This is a genomic window from Novosphingobium nitrogenifigens DSM 19370 (assembly GCF_000192575.1).
Classification (GTDB): Bacteria; Pseudomonadota; Alphaproteobacteria; order Sphingomonadales; family Sphingomonadaceae; genus Novosphingobium; species Novosphingobium nitrogenifigens.
On sequence record NZ_GL876926.1, the window covers coordinates 39,555 to 55,414 of the forward strand.

Sequence of the window (15,860 nt, forward strand, 5' to 3'; positions counted from 1 at the left end):
TTTCCTTCAATTGCGGATGAAGACGCCGTCGAGGAACACGACCTCGACATCGAGGCCGGTCGGCATTTCGACGACAGGCTGGTATTGCTCGGCGCGCTCGATCAGATATTTGGAGACCATGTCGCCGGACTGGGCGACGCCCTGACCAAGCCCGCCCTGGGCGATGTCCGACGGCGAGAGCGTCGAGCGCTGGCCATTCACGCTGACCGTGGGCGAGGTCAGATAGGCCGAGGAATTGGTCGAGAAGCCGCGCCCGAAACCGCCCAGCACACCGGCGATGAAGGCCTGGCCCACCAGATTGCCCGAGCGGTTGACCACGCGGCCGCGCACGCCGGTCTTGCCGCCAAAGGCGATGAAGCCCTTGACCTCGCTCACCGCGACTTTGCCGCCCGGCTGCGGGCAAGTCATGCGCTGGAGCTTCACATAGACCTTTTCGGACGAGAGATCGGCGAGCGCCGCGCCATTGACCATGCAGCCAACGATGTTGGTTTTGAGCAGCTTGCCTTGAGCATAGACCGAGCGCGCGGGGCCGGTGATGCGCAGCACGACGGGCAGCGGATCGGTCTGGCTCTTTGTGTTGGTCGTGGCATCGACGCCCACCACCACCTTGGCTGTCGCGATCGAATTGGGCGGCAGATAGTTCTCGCTGTCGGTGAATTGGGTCGTTTTGCCGGGCACCATGCGCGTCCCCGTCCCGCCTGTATCGCCGCCGAAGGACAGTAGCTTCACTTCGCTCGAACGTGGCGTGCTGGCCGGATCGATGGCAGCGCGAGCCGGATCCCCAGTGGGCTGCGCCAGAGGCGACCCGCTGGGAATCGAGGAGGACCGCTGATAGGTCGGCGGTGCGCCCGTTCCATAAAGCGCGCTTGGCCCGGCGGTCGCCCTCTGCATTTGGGTCGAGAGCGCGGAAATCTGGGACCGGAGCTGGTCGTTCTCGGTCTGATAGGCCGAGAGCACCTTGGAGCCATCGGTCTTGAGTGCCTGGTTCTGGCCCTGCAGATCCTCGATCTGTTTCTGGAGCTGATCGAGGCGGACGGAATCACCCTGCAGCGTCTTGATCTGGTTGCCCTGCGTGTTGAGCTGGTTCTCCGAGAGGGCCATCCATTCCTTGTCGGCCATCGAACGGTTGACCATGTCGTCGGTCGAGATCTTGATCGCCTTGGGATCGTCCTTCTTGTCCGCGCTGCCCGTCTGGGGCGTGGGCGAAGCCAGGATCCACCACATGCCGGCCATCACCAGCACACCCCCCAGACCCCACATGGCGATCTGCTGGCGTCGGCGAGTGACGGCATTGCGGGCGAGGTCATCGGTGCCGGGGGCTGCTGTGGCGGGACCGCCTTGCGTGGTGGGCGCGCTCATGGCTGACCTCCCGCATCGGCGCTGCGCTGAACAATGAAGGCCGTGGTTGCTTCACCGGGGGCCAGTCGCGGGTTGGTGATGCTCACAGCGATGGCGTCAGCAGGCGCAACCTTGTCCTCGCTCAGGACGCCGGGCTTGTTACCGCGGTTGGTGATCTTGAGCAGCTTGCCGGTGTAGGAGGCCCCCACATATTGCCCGACCATCTGGACGAGGAGCGTGTCGATTTTGACTGGCACCAGCGCGCGCCAGGTGATGTCGAAGCCTTCAACCGGCTTCTGGGCGTACATGGCCGCGATTAGGCGGGCCGAGGCGTCCTGCGCCGAGAGGCCAGCGGGCCATGTCTCGCCGACCGGGCGCGGATGCTCGACATCGGCATTGGCGATGAACACCTGCCGGGCGTCCGAGCCGCCGACGGCGCAGGTGAATTTGTAGACGAAGCCTTTGCGCGTCGTCCCGAAGAAGGAGATGGTCGGCTTGGAAAAGCCATTGGCGACGGAGAGGTAGATGTCTCCGCGTAGCGGCTCGTTGACCACCTGAAAATCGTCGGCCGGATTGGTCGCCTGCACCTTGGAGACCGAGGCGAACTGGTCATCCTTCAGCGAAATGCGGGTCAGATCTTTGGCCGAGGCCTCGCAATGGACCGTGCCATTGTCGGCCACCAGCAGCGTCTGATCGGCATAAGCGGGTGCCGCACTCGCAAGGCCGACGCCGATGAGGGCGATGCCAAGGGCGCGCTCAGCCCGCCAAAGGCGCGGGGCAAGGCTTGCCCCTGCCGACAATTCCAGAATGGCCATGAAGGAAAACCCTTGTGGGATGGCGCCGGGGAATGGGCCGCTCATGGCGTTTCCTCCGGCTTGGCAATCATCCCGAAGCCTTTGAGCTTCAGGGAGACGCCGTTGTAGGTCCAGGTGAAGCGGAAGGTGCGATGCTCGGAGGTCACCTCCTTGGAGGCGACCACGGTGTGGAGCGTGCCGCCCACCGTGCTGGTCAGCTTGTCGGGATCGACATGCATCGCATCGGGCGTGAAAAACTGGGTGATCTGCGAGCCTTGCTGCTCGGCCACCACTTTCATCAGTGCCTTCTTGACCTCGCCGCGGGCTTGCTCGTCGGTTACCTCAAGGATGGAATCCATCCAGTAGGTCAGGCTTTGGGGCGAGCGGTTGAGGGCAACCATCGCCACATCGCGGGTCACCATCTCAAGATAGTCGGGCGAGACCTTGGCGCTGCTTAGCGTGAGCGGGGTGCGCAGGGTCGGCACCAGCACGACCTCGCGATCTTTGTGTCCGGCAGAGACCACGCTGCCGACCGCGACGAGGCCCAGAACCAGCGATAGCAGCGCGAGGCCGTTGCGTTGGCGCAGGATGCTTTGCGATTTGTCGTGGGCGAGATCGATGTCCATCTCAGCCCGCCAACACGCGAAGATGGGACGGCGGGAAGCTCTTCATGGCGAAAAACTCGCCAGGAAGGTGCCAGTATCCAAAATGCAGGATCCAGGCCATCGAGCGTCCGGCGCGGAGTTTGCGATAACCGAACCAGGCCACGGTGGAGAACACCAGCCCGATGACGATATGCGAAGCCAGAATGCCCCAGATGAAGGGGGTGACCATCACCAGGAACTCATCCAGCGTCCAGAACCCGATGAGTTCGGGGTCATCCAGATGTTTGGGGATCGCATAGCGTTCCATCGCTGCCCGCCGTCACAAGAGTTTGTGGGGGATCGGGCCGGTCTGCGCGGGGGTGTGGGAGGGGCAAGTTCCCCGCGCAGCCGACCTTCTCGTCAGATGGTCGCGGTGACCATCGCGGTGACGATCGGCACGCCCGTGCCAGCGGCAACGCCCGTGCCGACCGGCACGGCAACCTGCGCCAGCGAGAAGCGACCGGAGGCCAGGCCGACGATGCCGCCAGCCAGGCTCAACACGGTGATCACCTTGCCGCCCGAACCGGACAGGAAGTTGGTGAACTGCGTGAGCGCGGTGTTGAACGAAGTGTCGGTGCCGGCAAAGGCGGCGCCCGGGCCGAGTATGGCCGCCGCCACCACAGCGACACCGAGATAGGGCAGGATCGAGGCGCGCTTGGGCGCCGGCAGAGCAAGGGACGTCATGGGGTAAGTCCTTTCGAGAGGGCCAGGAATGATTTGCTTCCTGTGCCGATCCGAAGGCTCCGCCAGACGGGGACTCACCGACAAGGTGGGTCCCGCCAAATTGGCGCTAAATCAAGTAAAATTCCAAGGCCGGGCGTATGCTCGACTCGATTCGGCCCAACAGGTGTGTGGGAAGCGCCCAGTCGCGGGCGAAACAAGACGGGGCTTGTTTCAATCTCGCGCAAGGGTGGGCGCTCAGCGCCCATTATCGGGCTGAAATCATGGGGCAACAGGAGATTGATATGGGGGCAGGCCATGAAAGAGGATCAGATAAGGGATAATCATCAGCCGCGATCTCAAACCGCACATCGCCTGAAAATGAGCCCGGCGGCGTTTCGCGCGCTTAGCTTGGCGCTGCACAATCTCTCGTCGCGCGAGCTTGAGCTTTGCTCGCCCAGACGCCTGCTGACCACAGTGCTGTCCTCAGCGAAAGAAGAGATATTTCACATTCCTCTCAATGTGTTGGATGGAATTTGCCATCACGACGCGCTGATAGGCGAGGTGCCGATCAACATCCGGGTCGATTCCAAAATCAACGATCGGCTGCGTGATTTTCGCGATGAGGCTGGCCGCCGTCTCGGCCGATCGGTCAGCGTGATCGAGGCGATCAACGCTTGTGCCCATGTGATGAACAAGGGTCTTTGAGCCAAAGCAACGACATTGCCTGAAACTTGACAAAAGTCGCCCTCCCGCGCCGGTTATGGTTAACGCCGCAGCGCGCCGAGGAGAACTATGACTGAGCCTATCAATCCCAATGATGACTATACTTTAGTATCCCAGGAGCGGGCGGCCTTGGTATCTGAGGTCCCGGTTTCTGGGAGCCATTGCGCCTTGCTTCGGGACCGAATCAACCGCGATGGCCGGTCAATGGCAGAAATCGCATCGCTGGCGGGGATGAGCCGCCGCCAGCTTGGTCGTCTCCTAGACGGCCAGAAGCCTTTGCGGCTCGTCGATCTCAAGCGGCTCTCAGCTATTGTCGGGATCGATGCCGCAAAGGCGGTCATTGCCATTGAGGTGATCGGTGATTGGAGCGCCTATGATGAGCCAGTGCTGGAGATCCTCATCCGGATGCTGGCACCCGTTTTTAAGAAGGTGGATGCCAGCGCCGATTTCCCGATGGAGCCTTTGTCGGTGGCCGCCGAAGAGAAGTTCACGTCGTGGCTCGCCGACATTCTGATCACCAATCAGAAGCAGATCCGACAGCGCCGCGATGAGTTCATAAAGCTGCCCACGCTCTGAAAGCCCCTCGGCCCGCACAATATGGGCAAACGGTTGCATCTCCCTCGGGTCGCCGCAGCCGCAACGAATTGAGGAGTGCCAGACTATTCGCGAAGCGGCATAGGCGTCGCAAGCTGCCGCTGCAGATCGTGTCCCGGGACGTGGTGTAGGATCTGGCGGGTGGTCACCGTGCTTTTCGGATAGGTTTGGGTTGCGAAGCTCGAACCTGGAGAACCACGATGACCGCTTCCATGATGCACCTGCGCGCGCTGGTCGAGAAGGCCCCTGACGCGGATATTTTGCGCGAGATGATCTCGTTTGCCGCCGGGCGTTTAATGGAGATGGAGGTCGGCGGCTTGACGGGGGCGGGCCACGGCGAGAAGTCCACTGATCGGCTTGTCCAGCGCAACGGCTATCGCGACCGCGACTGGCAAACCCGCGCGGGAACGGTGGAACTGCGCATCCCCAAGTTGCGCAAAGGCAGCTATTTTCCCGGTTTTCTGGAGCCGCGCCGGATGGCCGAGCGAGCGCTGACGGCGGTCATCCAGGAGGCCTATGTGCATGGCATCTCGACCCGTTCGGTCGATGACCTGGTCAAAGCGCTCGGCATGGACGGCATTTCGAAGAGCCAGGTCAGTCGCCTGTGCGAAGAGCTCGACGAGAAGGTCAACGCCTTCCTCGAACGCCCGATCGAGGGCGACTGGCCGTACCTTTGGATCGATGCCACCTATGTCAAAGTCCGCCAGAACGGCCGGATCGTCTCGGTCGCGGTGATCATCGCGGTGGGCGTCAATAGCGACGGTCGCCGCGAAGTGCTGGGCATGGACATCGGGCCATCCGAGGCAGAACCCTTCTGGACCGCCTTCCTGCGCAAGCTGACGCGCCGGGGCCTGCGTGGGGTGAAGCTGGTGATCTCCGATGCTCATGAAGGCATCAAGGCGGCGGTGTCCAAGCTGCTGTGCGCAACATGGCAGCGTTGCCGCGTCCACTTCATGCGCAATGCGCTCGCCCATGCTGGCAAGAGTGGCCGGCGCGTCGTCTCGGCATTCATCGGCACCGCCTTTGCCCAGGACACGCCTGAGGCAGCCAGCCAGCAATGGCGTTCCGTCGCCGACCAGATGCGCCCAAAGCTCCCGAAACTGGCGACTTTGATGGACGATGCCGAACCCGACGTGCTGGCCTACATGACCTTCCCAAAGGAACACCGCGCCAAGTTGCACAGCACGAATCCCATCGAGCGCCTCAATGGCGAGATCAAGCGCCGCACCGAGGTCGTGGGCATCTTCCCCAACGAGGCTGCGATCACCCGCCTGATTGGTGCCATTCTCATGGAACAGTCCGACGAATGGGCCGTCCAGCGCGGGCGCTACATGTCCCTTGAAACCATGGCGCCGGTGAGCGACAATCCCATCGTCATGCTCTCGGCTGTGACCGGTGCATGATCGGCTCAAGCTGATGCCGAAATTGGCGGTGGCCCAGATAAGCTACACCACGCCGCGGGACACGATCCCGCTGCATGGTCACCAGAATGCTCGAGACGTAGTGAATGGTCTCGGTGATGCGGGGCACCCGGCCTGTTGCCCGTACGCGGCCTGCGCCAGCATTGTAGGCGGCCAACGCTAGGTCAAAGCGGCCGAATTCATCGAGCAAGCCGCGTAGATAACGGGCCCCGGCACGCATGTTCTCACGCGGATCCAGGATGTTGCGAACTCCCAGAATACGAGCGCTGGCCGGCATAAGTTGCGCGAGGCCAGTCGCGCCCTTGGGGCTGATCGCTATAGGGTTGTATCGACTTTCCTGGATGATGAGGGCGTCGAACAATCGAGCGGGCACGCCCGCCTCGCAAGCGGCGGCTACCATACTCGAATACCATACGGCGCGACGGCGCTCGGCCTGGCCTGGCAGTTGCGGACTGGGTACATAAGGCTCTGCCAAACAAGGCATCGGATCAGTGGGCAGTTCGTCGCGGAGGGTTTTCTGCCGTCGCGAAGCTGGGATTGCCCGGCGCGGTTTTTGACTGCCATCCGCCACGGGCAGTTTGTGCTCAACCATGCTGGTGAAATCGTCCAGTAGCAATGAGGCAGCACTACCATGCTTCCCATCATGATCGGGGACACGGAGGGCAAACGACTGGAACTTGCCTGCTGAACTGTCAAAGTTCTCCAGGGTGACACTCTGCGCGGCGAGCATCGACGGGTAAGCTGAAGAGCCGATCATAGCGGCAAGCAGCAGAAATCTAAATTTCACAGTCCCGATCTTTCAATCGGGCCCAATCCGGTTATCGCGCTGCTAGTCTCGGATAAATAGTCTCTGGGGGCAAGGCTGGAGCGCCCACTTTACCGCAGGCGCCCCACATATCATCAAATCTTGGTGCCGTAACGGGCGACAAGACCCGCCAAAGTTGCGTTCTCGGTTACAGCTTGGTCAGTTATCAAGGCATATTCCCAAGGTTTGCCATCCCCTTCTGCCGCAAATTCATTGGCATGTTTGATCCACTCGGCGGCAGCTCTCGCCTTTTCCTTGACAATGGGATCGTCCATTTCCCGCTCAGCCTTGATCTCTGCGATCAGTTTCCGATCGGAAAGCTCAACGACGAAATCCGGTTCGTATGGCTTACCTGGCTGGTATTCGATGCGGAATTGATTGCGCGCCGGCTTGAGCCAACGGATCACGTCCTTCTCAAATTCGCTGTCGATCAAAACGGCAAACCGGCGCTCAGGATCAGAATGGAATTTGTGAAATTTGTAAGGGCTCTTTTGCCCCCCACGAAACGTGTATCCCGGCGTTGCTGAAAGTGGATTAGCGGCCTCTGTCAGCAGTAGCGATTTGGCAGGTGAATACGCAATATTCTGGGGTTCAAGACTGCGGAAAGACCGAACCTTGGTTGCGCGATATTCTGCCGGTGTCTGCCGGTAATGTTGCTTCATTTGGACCATGATGCGCTGCGCCAAGGCCTTGCCCTGGGCCAGCGCGACATTTTCGACATCGTCTTCACTTTGCAGGTAGCTGCGCAAGTGATCCACCATTTGCCCCGCCAGCTTATACAGCAGGTCGGCCTGGCTATCATAATCGACCTCAGGATAATCCATGAGGAAGCGCACGATGTAATTCTCGATCCGATCCTCTCGTGGTCCATCCAGGGCGCGCGCTAGTTCGCGCTGGGTTTGATCGCGCAGATTTCGTACCAGCAAGCGATCCGAGATAGGCTGGAACCGAATGTCGCTGATCCCCGAAAGGTCAAAATCCTCGAACCAGAAATTGACCTCACGGCTTGGCAGAACGACGATTTCTGGAATTTCGATGCTGTTATCGGCGATGCTGGCGGTCACGACAGCGACCAGTTGATCGACATCAGGCTGGACGACAATGCCCTCCAGCGTGCCCTGTCGAGCCTTTGAAATCCGGCGAACGTCCTCAGCAATACGCTTTTGGACTTCGGGGCTTTTCAATTCCTTGTGGCCACCCTTGAGCTCGCGCTCATACTTCTCGCGGATAAGATCGATGGTCAACTGAGCGACCTGTCGGTCTTCGGGTGTTTCAAAGATGACCGGCGCTAGTACTTCGCGAACCTTGTCGTCGTCATCAGGAACCTGAGGGGCTGAGCCAGTCAGCGCGGCCTCGAAAGCCGTGGGTACAGTCAGCACCGTCTGTGGCGCGGTGGTGATGTCCCCCCCTTCGCCGATCGTGTATTCCTTGATCTGGACGATCGAATCCGCTTCGCGTGCCTTCTTGATGACCTCGTCAAACCGATCATGCGCGATCACGGTTAGTGTATCGACCGCCTCGTTCCCCGTCCGCTCGCCGTAGGGCAAGCGCAGACCACGCCCAAGCGTCTGCTCGGTCAGGATGTCTGACGCTGAAGCACGCAGCGGCACGATTGTATACAGGTTGGTGACGTCCCAACCTTCCTTCAGCTTGTTGACGTGGATAACAATATCGGTGTCGCCAGCTTCTTCCAGACGAACCAGACGCGACATGGCATCGTCGCTTTCCTCACCCTTCAGGTTTGAGTGAACTTCGATCACGCGCCCCTTATAGGCCCCCTTGAAGAACTCCTCGCTCTCGATCCGCGCCTTCAACTTGCCTGCATGGGTTGTGTCCTGCGCTACGACGAGCATGAAGGGGAACACCCGCTTACGTCCGGTCTGCCGGGCATAAAGCTCCAGTTCGGTCTTCACGAACTCATGATAATGAACCCCGTCCTCAAGCATGATGGCTTCAAGGCCATCAGGGTCATAGTCTTTGGGATTGAAGTCGGCGCGGGTCGCAACCGCAGGCTCCTTTACAAAGCCATCCGCCATGGCGTTGCCCAAGCCATAGTTGAAGATGACGTTGCGGAACTCTTTGTTGGTCCCCACCGCTTTCGGCGTTGCGGTCAGTTCGAGACCCAACTTGGGATTGAGTTCGAACAGGGTCTTGGCCCCAGCCTTGGCGCGATAGCGGTGCGCCTCGTCCATCAACAGTACCAGATCGGGCAGCTTTGACAGGTAGTCGAAATAGCTGTCGCCCAGGGTCTCCCGGAAGCTACGGATTTTTCCGCCTTCCTTGTTGATCTTGTCGACGTTGAAGATGTTGATGATCGCCTCTGAGCCGAACAGGTCGGCGCCGCGAATGCCGCGCCCTTCCTGCCACGTATCGCCGGTGACGATCACCGGCGGCGTCTGGGCGAATTGCGAGATACCGCGGAACACGTATTTGGGCGAGGATTGCTTGGAAAAATCGGCAATCAGCTTGTCATAGATCGTGGTGTTCGGCGCCAGCACGAAGAAATTCTTCGAGCGGCCGGACAGATAGAGATAGGCAATGAAGGCCCCCATCAGACGTGTTTTGCCCACGCCTGTGGCCAGCGAAAAGCAGACCGACGGGAACTCCCTCTCAAAATCGGCAACGGTCGGGTATTGGGCTTTGATCGCCTCCAGCAACGCCACCGGATCGGTCTCAGCGCTGAAGTCCATATGGCTCAGCACATCCCCAAGGATCGACAACGAGTTTTCCTGCGGCGCGCGCAGTGAAAGGCGCTGGGCAATCTGACGCCGGATGCGGGCTTCGTTCACCGGCTCACTCATCGCCAGCCTCCCCGCCGAACAGGTCCATGGCATCGGGCTTGGCCTTGCCGCCGCGCCGGCCCTTCTTCGGAGCTTCATCCTCCGTAGGCTCGCCATCCTCCTCGGCCATGGGCAGGTTCTGGATGTTCAACGAATAGTCGTCACGGCCCCATTCGCACTTTTGCAAGATCGAGGTCGGGATCTTCACCAGGGTCAGATTGTCAAAGGCATCGGCCCTCGTATCGAACGCCTTGCAGCAAATCAGGAGGCTGCGGTCCGGGCCAACATCATGCGCGATTTTAGCGCAGGCATCATGGGTCAGCGCCTGCGTCGTCACATAGATGAAATCGGTCTCCGTCGAGTGGCCGTGCCGCCAATATTCCTGCGGATCTTCGGCGGGAGCGTAGGTGAAGCCCATATGCTTGCACATGGCTTCGGCCAGCATCGCCGGATTGTAATCCTTCGCGATCACCCAGTTCCCGTACTTGTCTTGCTCAAGCAGCGAAGGGGCTAAAGTGAAGTATCGGAAGCCGCCACCCCCCTTCCAATCAACTATCTTACTTACGCCACCTTGGTCAATTCCATCCACTACCTTAACAAGGCGCGGCATTATGTGCGTAGTCGCGTGATCCCCAATTTCGACCATAATCCAGCGCCGTCCCATTTTATGGGCCACTGCTCCCGTCGTCCCAGATCCTGCAAATGAATCCAAAACAATATCCCCAGGACGAGTTGCTACCTCGAGAGCTCTTTGGACGATTTTCTCAGGCTTTGGGGTGTCGAATGATTTTTCCCCTTCAAAAATCCCCTTCAGTTCTGCGCTCGCATTCCGTGTGCTGCCCGCAAAATCGTAAGGCCACCATGTCTGAGGAACGACACCATCCTTCACTTCGCTAAGAAATTTCTTCTCAACCGGGAAATCTGCATCCCCATCCTTGCCCCAATAAATTCTTTTTTCAGACTGAAGCTTGGTAAGCTCAGCGGGAGGACGACGCCAGGAACTACCTTTCGGTGGCCAAACATCTCGTCCAGCATCATTGGTCAGGGCATAATAATCCCTCTCGCGAAATTCAGCGCGCGTCAAAGGAGTGCCAAGCCACGCTCCTCGTGGATCATTGTCTGGGTTTTTATAATTTGCTACCTGCTTTTCACTTCGCGGTATCAAATAAGGCCTCCAAATCGCTGATTTTTTGAAGACCAACACCATATTGTGCGTCTGCGCAATCGTAGACGCATTGTTTCCTGGAGTATCCTTTGATTGCCATACAATATTGGATACGAAATTTTCTCTACCAAAAATTTCGTCGCAAAGAATTTTCAGATAGTGAGATTCGTTGTCATCAATAGTAATCCAAAGTGAACCATCATCACTAAGCAAATTCCTGATTATTTCGAGGCGATCCCTCATCAAACTAAGCCAAATTGAGTGCTCAACACCGTCATCATAATGTGTGAAAGCAGACCCAGTATTATATGGAGGATCGATAAAAATACACTTCACCTTGCCAGCATAATCCTGCTCCAGCGCCTTGAGCGCGAGCAAGTTGTCGCCCTTGATCAGCATATTATCGAAGATGTCGCCCTCACGCCGCACTTGTGCGTGATAGCTCTTCGAGGGGTCCTCGATCAGAATACGCGGCTCCAGCTTAGGGCGTTCATCCTTGCCGGGCCAGGTCAGTTCAAGCTTGGTCTTTTTGGTCATAACAATGCGATAGCGCCTTCTCAGTCGATTGTCTCGCCCGCGGTGGGAGTTTTGAACGGCAAGCCCAACCTCTTGGCCTTGCTGATAACGGCATTGCGGCTCGTGCCGCCCAACACTTCGGCAATCTGGGCTGCCGAGTGCCCGGAAAGCCACAACTGCCTGAGCATCTCCACCCGCTTTCCCGACCATGGGCCGCCATCGGTATCGTCAGACCAGCCATTGCCAATCACTGCCGCTGACGCCGCCATTCGCCGGTCCAGCAACTCCAATTCCCTGCGTGTCGCAGCCTGCGCCTCTTGATTGGCAAGGAACTTCCGCGAACCGGGGAAAAACTTCTTACTGTGCTCGATCAAATCTTCGAGTTCCGCGGCGAGCATGGCCCGCTTGACGGCCAGATCATCGCCGATCGCGGGCACTGCATGGGGCTTAATGATCGCGATTGAAGGCTTTTGCGGCGGCGTCTGTTCCGAGGCGCTCAACCGCTTTGGCAGGCCGAGCCGATAGGCTTTGCCGATCACTGCGTTTCGCTTGACCCCGCCCAACGTGCGGGCAATCTCATCAGCAGAAATGCCATCGGCCCACATCTGCTTCAGCGTCGCCAGCCTTGTCGGCGTCCAAGTTCCATTGGACTGATCGACCGTCTGCGGAGTTGGAGATTGTATCGCTACCGTTTCGCTCTTGGATGGCGCGGCACTGACTGGATGAGCAGCCGGCGATGGCTTGGTGGCACTCTGAGGATCATCGGATGGGTCAATCTGTTTCGCTGCTTCCTTCGCTGCATTAGCGCGAAGAGCGGCACCGACTTTTGCGAGGACCGATTCGGCATCCTCAATTGGCGCCTCCGCCTCGGGTGCTGCCGGCGCGTAGAAGCTGCCCTCTATCCATGTCGGAGCAATGTCCCGCTCAGCTCTGGGATAACCTGAACGCCAACGGACCATGTAGAGCGGCTCAACCTCAATGAGCACATCCGTTCGGCGCCAAAGCAATTCTTCTTGGGCTTCGGCGCGGCGACGCAAGGCACTACGCTGGTCAACATAACGGGCAAGCAGATTGTCATTTTCTGCCTCAAGGTCAGCAATCACAGCGTTGAGCGCGATTTGGGCCTCTATGCTGGTATCTGGCCGGCGCCGTCTCTGTCGCAAAACACCGATTTGATGATCCAGTTGCCTGGACTTCAGCTTCACGGTGCGATCAAGCGCTTCGATCTCACGCTGAGATTGCTCATAAAACGCCCCCAGTTCCGCGTTTGTGGATCGTTGCCAGCGGGCATAGAAGGCGCCCTCTTCCTCACAGAGCATATCGTCCAGGATCTGAGGCGGCTCTTCGTAGCAATAATCGAGGCTACTCCATGAGCATTGCGTCAAGTGCAGGGCTCGCCAGGAAGGGATGACATTGTCCCGATCATCGCAGGCGACGATCAATGTCCGGCTCAAAATGTCCCGTTCACTTTGGATAGTCGCCTGGGCTGCCAGAAGCCAGCCACGCTGCCCACGAAAGGCAGCGACATGCTTCCAGTCGCCTTCATAGGAACTGAAATCGAGTTCGAGGCTGATCGGGACCTGACCAATCTCGGGAATCATGGCGTTATGCAGCCATCGCACTTTCGGGGCGACTTGAACCAGCAGCCACTGTCCACCGCAGCGTGAAAAGCGGCTGAATCGTTGGCTTCTGATTCAACTGGTCGGCAAATTCATCAAGCATGTCCTCAACTTTTCGTCGGGCGTCTTTGCGGCGCTGGAATTTGGAAAGCTTGATGTCATCAACCTCGTTCTCCATCCGCTTGATTTTTCGTGTAATTTCAATCTTGTCCTGCATAGAGGCATCAGCCGCACGCTTCTGCTTTTTCAAGTCTTTGATCTCGGCTTCCAGCGCAGCAATTTGCGCATCGAGTTCGACCTCAACGTCCGCTGCATACCGATCGAGCCGGTCACTCTCTGCCTCAAGCCATGCCTCATTTTCCTTGAATACGCGGTCAGAAAAGCTGCCAAAAAGCCCATCTCGGATGCCCGAAAGGCGTGGCTCGTCCGGTTGCTGAGTTTCGACACCCAGATCATCAGCGGGGGCAAGAAGCAATTGATCGGCCACCTCGGCCTTGATCGGTTTCCCATGGTCATCAACACATGCGATCAGCAATTCTTCCCGCAGGGCATTGGCGGACGGCATCACCGCCTTGAACACCTGCATCCAACCGGACTGCCCCACAAGACCACGAGCGGCGCCAAGCTGGCCGCCATATGGGAAGCTTTCCGGCTTGAACCGGACCTTGACAATCTGACCGGTGTGATCGCGGCTTTTCGCGGCTTCGACCAACTCGGCGCCCAGCCCTTCGTTAACTCGAAAAAACTGCCAATCACGTTCGTCTGCTTGTGGCCACTCGGTCGTGTAAGTCTGGCCGTTGATCGTGAAGACTTCCGAACCTGGATGATCGAATTGCGCGTTGGCAAGCTCGGCATGGGCTACCATGAGTAGCCGTTGGCGATATTCCGGAACGACGCGCTGCAATTCCTTACCGCGATCCTGAAGCTTTGAAACGACGGTAGCATCCATCTCGCCAAGCAACTTGTTGCGCGCGGCTTCAAATGCTGCATCGATATGATCTTGAATGCGAGATTTTAACTCGTTGAATTCAAACTCGATTTGATCCGGCGTCCGCCCCTCTTGGACGATACGCAAGACTTCCTTCTCGAAGTCAACGCCGCTCATCAGAGTGCCGAGAACCTCGTCGCTGGCACCAAAAACGCCTTCAAACAGATGGAACTTTTCACTCAAAAGTTCATGGATGCGCTGCTCGGTCTGATTGGTGAGATCGAGCATGTTGACGACAGTGACGTCGATCTTTTGCCCATACCGATGGCATCGCCCAATACGCTGCTCCACACGCTGTGGATTCCACGGTAGGTCGAAGTTGACCAGCAACGAGCAAAATTGAAGATTGATACCTTCAGCGCCGCTCTCGGTGGCGATCAGGATTGCCTTCTCGTCGCTTTTGAAAGCTTCTACGATAGCCGCCTTCATATCGGCGCTCTTCGAACCGGAAACCTTGTCCGTCCCTTTATGGCGGGCGAGCCATTCAGCATAAATCCGACGACTTTCGTCATCAGAATTGGAGCCATTCATCAACACGACCTTGCCTGCATAGCCGTGCGTATCCAGCAAATCCCGAAGGTAACGCTGGGTTCGAACGCTTTCAGTAAAAATTACTGCCTTTCTTGTGCCGCCCTTCGCATGGATCTCATCCATGACCTGCGGCAGACGCTTGAGCAGTTCCTCGCCCTTGGCATTCTTGGCAATGGATTGGGCAAGTGCAAGATAGCTTTGCAGCTCAAGGATTTCCGCCTCGATCATCTCAGGCGTGATATGGACATCATCGTCCTCATCTTGGTCCTGATCGGATTCCTCGATTGTCGTACCAAAATCCTCAATATCATCCGTCATGCTCAAGGATGCAGCTTTTCGACGCTGCAACCGCTCAATCAGTGCTTCGAGATATTTGGCAACTGCGAAACTTGAGGAACCCAAGATCTTCCGAACTTGCAAAACGACCAACTGGTTAGCGCGGTCCCCATATGAAACTGTATCCGTGCGTTTCAAAAAAGTCGAAAGCTGCTCATAGAGATCTCGCTCCGGCTGCGAGGGATCGAAATGAAAAGTCTTCGCATTTCGCTTCGTGAAGCTGATGTGACCAGCTTCCTGCACCTGCCGCCTCAGCGACCGGTGACAAATGGGCTTGAGCCTGTCGCGGAGAACGTCCAACGCTGCTGACGATGCGCCACTACCTGCATATTGTGCCCGAAATGCATTTTCGCCGCCAAAGTGCTCATCATCAATTATTGAGATGATGCCGTATAGCTCCATCAATGAGTTCTGAAGCGGCGTTGCGGTTAGCAGGATCTTGAAGTGATCCTGCAGGGCATCTTTGAGGTCTTTCGCTCGGGCAGAGCCCCCCTTGCGATAGACGTTGCGAAGGCGATGAGCTTCATCGAAAACCACCAAATCCCAGCGGACTTGTCGCAAATCATCAGCTTTCCGGGCGGCAAATTCATACGAGACGATGACAATGCCATCCACAGCTTCGAACGGTCGGCGATTTCCAGCCTGCCGTAACGCACGATAGGTGGTCGCTTCGATGATCTCGCTGCGAAGCGAAAATTTCTCGTAGAGTTCTTGCTGCCATTGCTTTCGAAGCGAGGCGGGAACAATCAAAATCATTCGCCGCCGATGTTCGGCCCAGCGCTGTGATAGTACCAAGCCGGCCTCGATGGTTTTGCCCAAACCGACTTCATCTGCCAGCAGCACCCCCTTTGAAAGCGGAGACTTGAGCGCAAACAGAGCTGCGTCAACCTGGTGAGGGTTCATCTGAACTCTTGCGGAGGTCAATGACCGTGTAAATGCACTA

The 15,860-nt window shown here is 58.0% G+C and carries 13 protein-coding genes; 3 read left to right on the forward strand and 10 right to left on the reverse strand.

The window, feature by feature from the left end:
- Positions 1-6: 6 nt before the first annotated feature.
- From Y88_RS00590 to Y88_RS00610, 5 genes are all read right to left on the reverse strand, one after another.
- The gene (locus Y88_RS00590; RefSeq protein WP_008065170.1) at positions 7-1,359 is read right to left on the reverse strand and encodes a TrbI/VirB10 family protein; all 1,353 of its coding nucleotides are present in this window, start codon (positions 1,357-1,359) and stop codon (positions 7-9) included.
- On the reverse strand, positions 1,356-2,198 hold the full coding sequence (locus Y88_RS00595; RefSeq protein WP_008065171.1) for a type-F conjugative transfer system secretin TraK: 843 nt from the start codon (positions 2,196-2,198) through the stop codon (positions 1,356-1,358). Before Y88_RS00595 ends, Y88_RS00590 begins: the two co-directional genes overlap by 4 nt.
- Positions 2,195-2,758 (reverse strand): type IV conjugative transfer system protein TraE, encoded by a 564-nt coding sequence (locus Y88_RS00600; protein WP_008065172.1) that lies wholly within the window; start codon positions 2,756-2,758, stop codon positions 2,195-2,197. The genes Y88_RS00595 and Y88_RS00600 overlap by 4 nt, the downstream gene beginning before the upstream one ends.
- A gap of 1 nt (position 2,759) precedes the next feature.
- A complete protein-coding gene (gene traL / locus Y88_RS00605) occupies positions 2,760-3,044 on the reverse strand; it encodes a type IV conjugative transfer system protein TraL (RefSeq protein ID WP_008065174.1) in 285 nt (94 codons plus the stop codon).
- 92 nt (positions 3,045-3,136) lie between these two features.
- Positions 3,137-3,460: a hypothetical protein gene (locus Y88_RS00610; RefSeq protein ID WP_008065176.1), complete on the reverse strand. Its 324-nt coding sequence runs from the start codon at positions 3,458-3,460 to the stop codon at positions 3,137-3,139.
- A gap of 294 nt (positions 3,461-3,754) precedes the next feature.
- On the opposite strand from Y88_RS00610, the gene Y88_RS19080 reads away from it, so the two are divergent.
- The 3 genes from Y88_RS19080 to Y88_RS00625 all read left to right on the forward strand — a co-directional run bounded on the left by Y88_RS19080 (position 3,755) and on the right by Y88_RS00625 (position 6,159).
- Positions 3,755-4,144, forward strand: a complete 390-nt coding sequence (locus Y88_RS19080; protein WP_157132562.1) for a hypothetical protein — start codon at positions 3,755-3,757, stop codon at positions 4,142-4,144.
- Between the two features lie 87 nt (positions 4,145-4,231).
- A complete protein-coding gene (locus Y88_RS00620) occupies positions 4,232-4,738 on the forward strand; it encodes an aminotransferase class IV (protein ID WP_232280866.1) in 507 nt (168 codons plus the stop codon).
- A 218-nt stretch (positions 4,739-4,956) separates the two neighbouring features.
- Positions 4,957-6,159 (forward strand): IS256 family transposase, encoded by a 1,203-nt coding sequence (locus Y88_RS00625; RefSeq protein ID WP_018075322.1) that lies wholly within the window; start codon positions 4,957-4,959, stop codon positions 6,157-6,159.
- Here Y88_RS00625 and Y88_RS19460 read toward each other — a convergent pair.
- The 5 genes from Y88_RS19460 to Y88_RS00650 all read right to left on the reverse strand — a co-directional run bounded on the left by Y88_RS19460 (position 6,131) and on the right by Y88_RS00650 (position 15,820).
- Complete coding sequence (locus Y88_RS19460) at positions 6,131-6,964, reverse strand: lytic transglycosylase domain-containing protein (protein ID WP_232280867.1); 834 nt, start codon at positions 6,962-6,964, stop codon at positions 6,131-6,133. The two genes, Y88_RS00625 and Y88_RS19460, sit on opposite strands and share 29 nt — an antisense overlap.
- Positions 6,965-7,077: 113 nt before the next feature.
- Positions 7,078-9,783 carry a DEAD/DEAH box helicase gene (locus tag Y88_RS00635; RefSeq protein ID WP_018075320.1) on the reverse strand — a complete coding sequence of 902 codons (2,706 nt, stop codon included), beginning with the start codon at positions 9,781-9,783 and terminating at the stop codon, positions 7,078-7,080.
- On the reverse strand, positions 9,776-11,464 hold the full coding sequence (locus Y88_RS00640) for a site-specific DNA-methyltransferase (RefSeq protein ID WP_008065188.1): 1,689 nt from the start codon (positions 11,462-11,464) through the stop codon (positions 9,776-9,778). The genes Y88_RS00635 and Y88_RS00640 overlap by 8 nt, the downstream gene beginning before the upstream one ends.
- A 20-nt stretch (positions 11,465-11,484) precedes the next feature.
- Positions 11,485-13,044, reverse strand: coding sequence for a GcrA family cell cycle regulator (locus tag Y88_RS19745; RefSeq protein ID WP_050805604.1), 1,560 nt, complete (start codon positions 13,042-13,044; stop codon positions 11,485-11,487).
- A 4-nt stretch (positions 13,045-13,048) separates the two neighbouring features.
- On the reverse strand, positions 13,049-15,820 hold the full coding sequence (locus Y88_RS00650; RefSeq protein WP_081458621.1) for an SNF2-related protein: 2,772 nt from the start codon (positions 15,818-15,820) through the stop codon (positions 13,049-13,051).
- Positions 15,821-15,860: the final 40 nt, after the last annotated feature.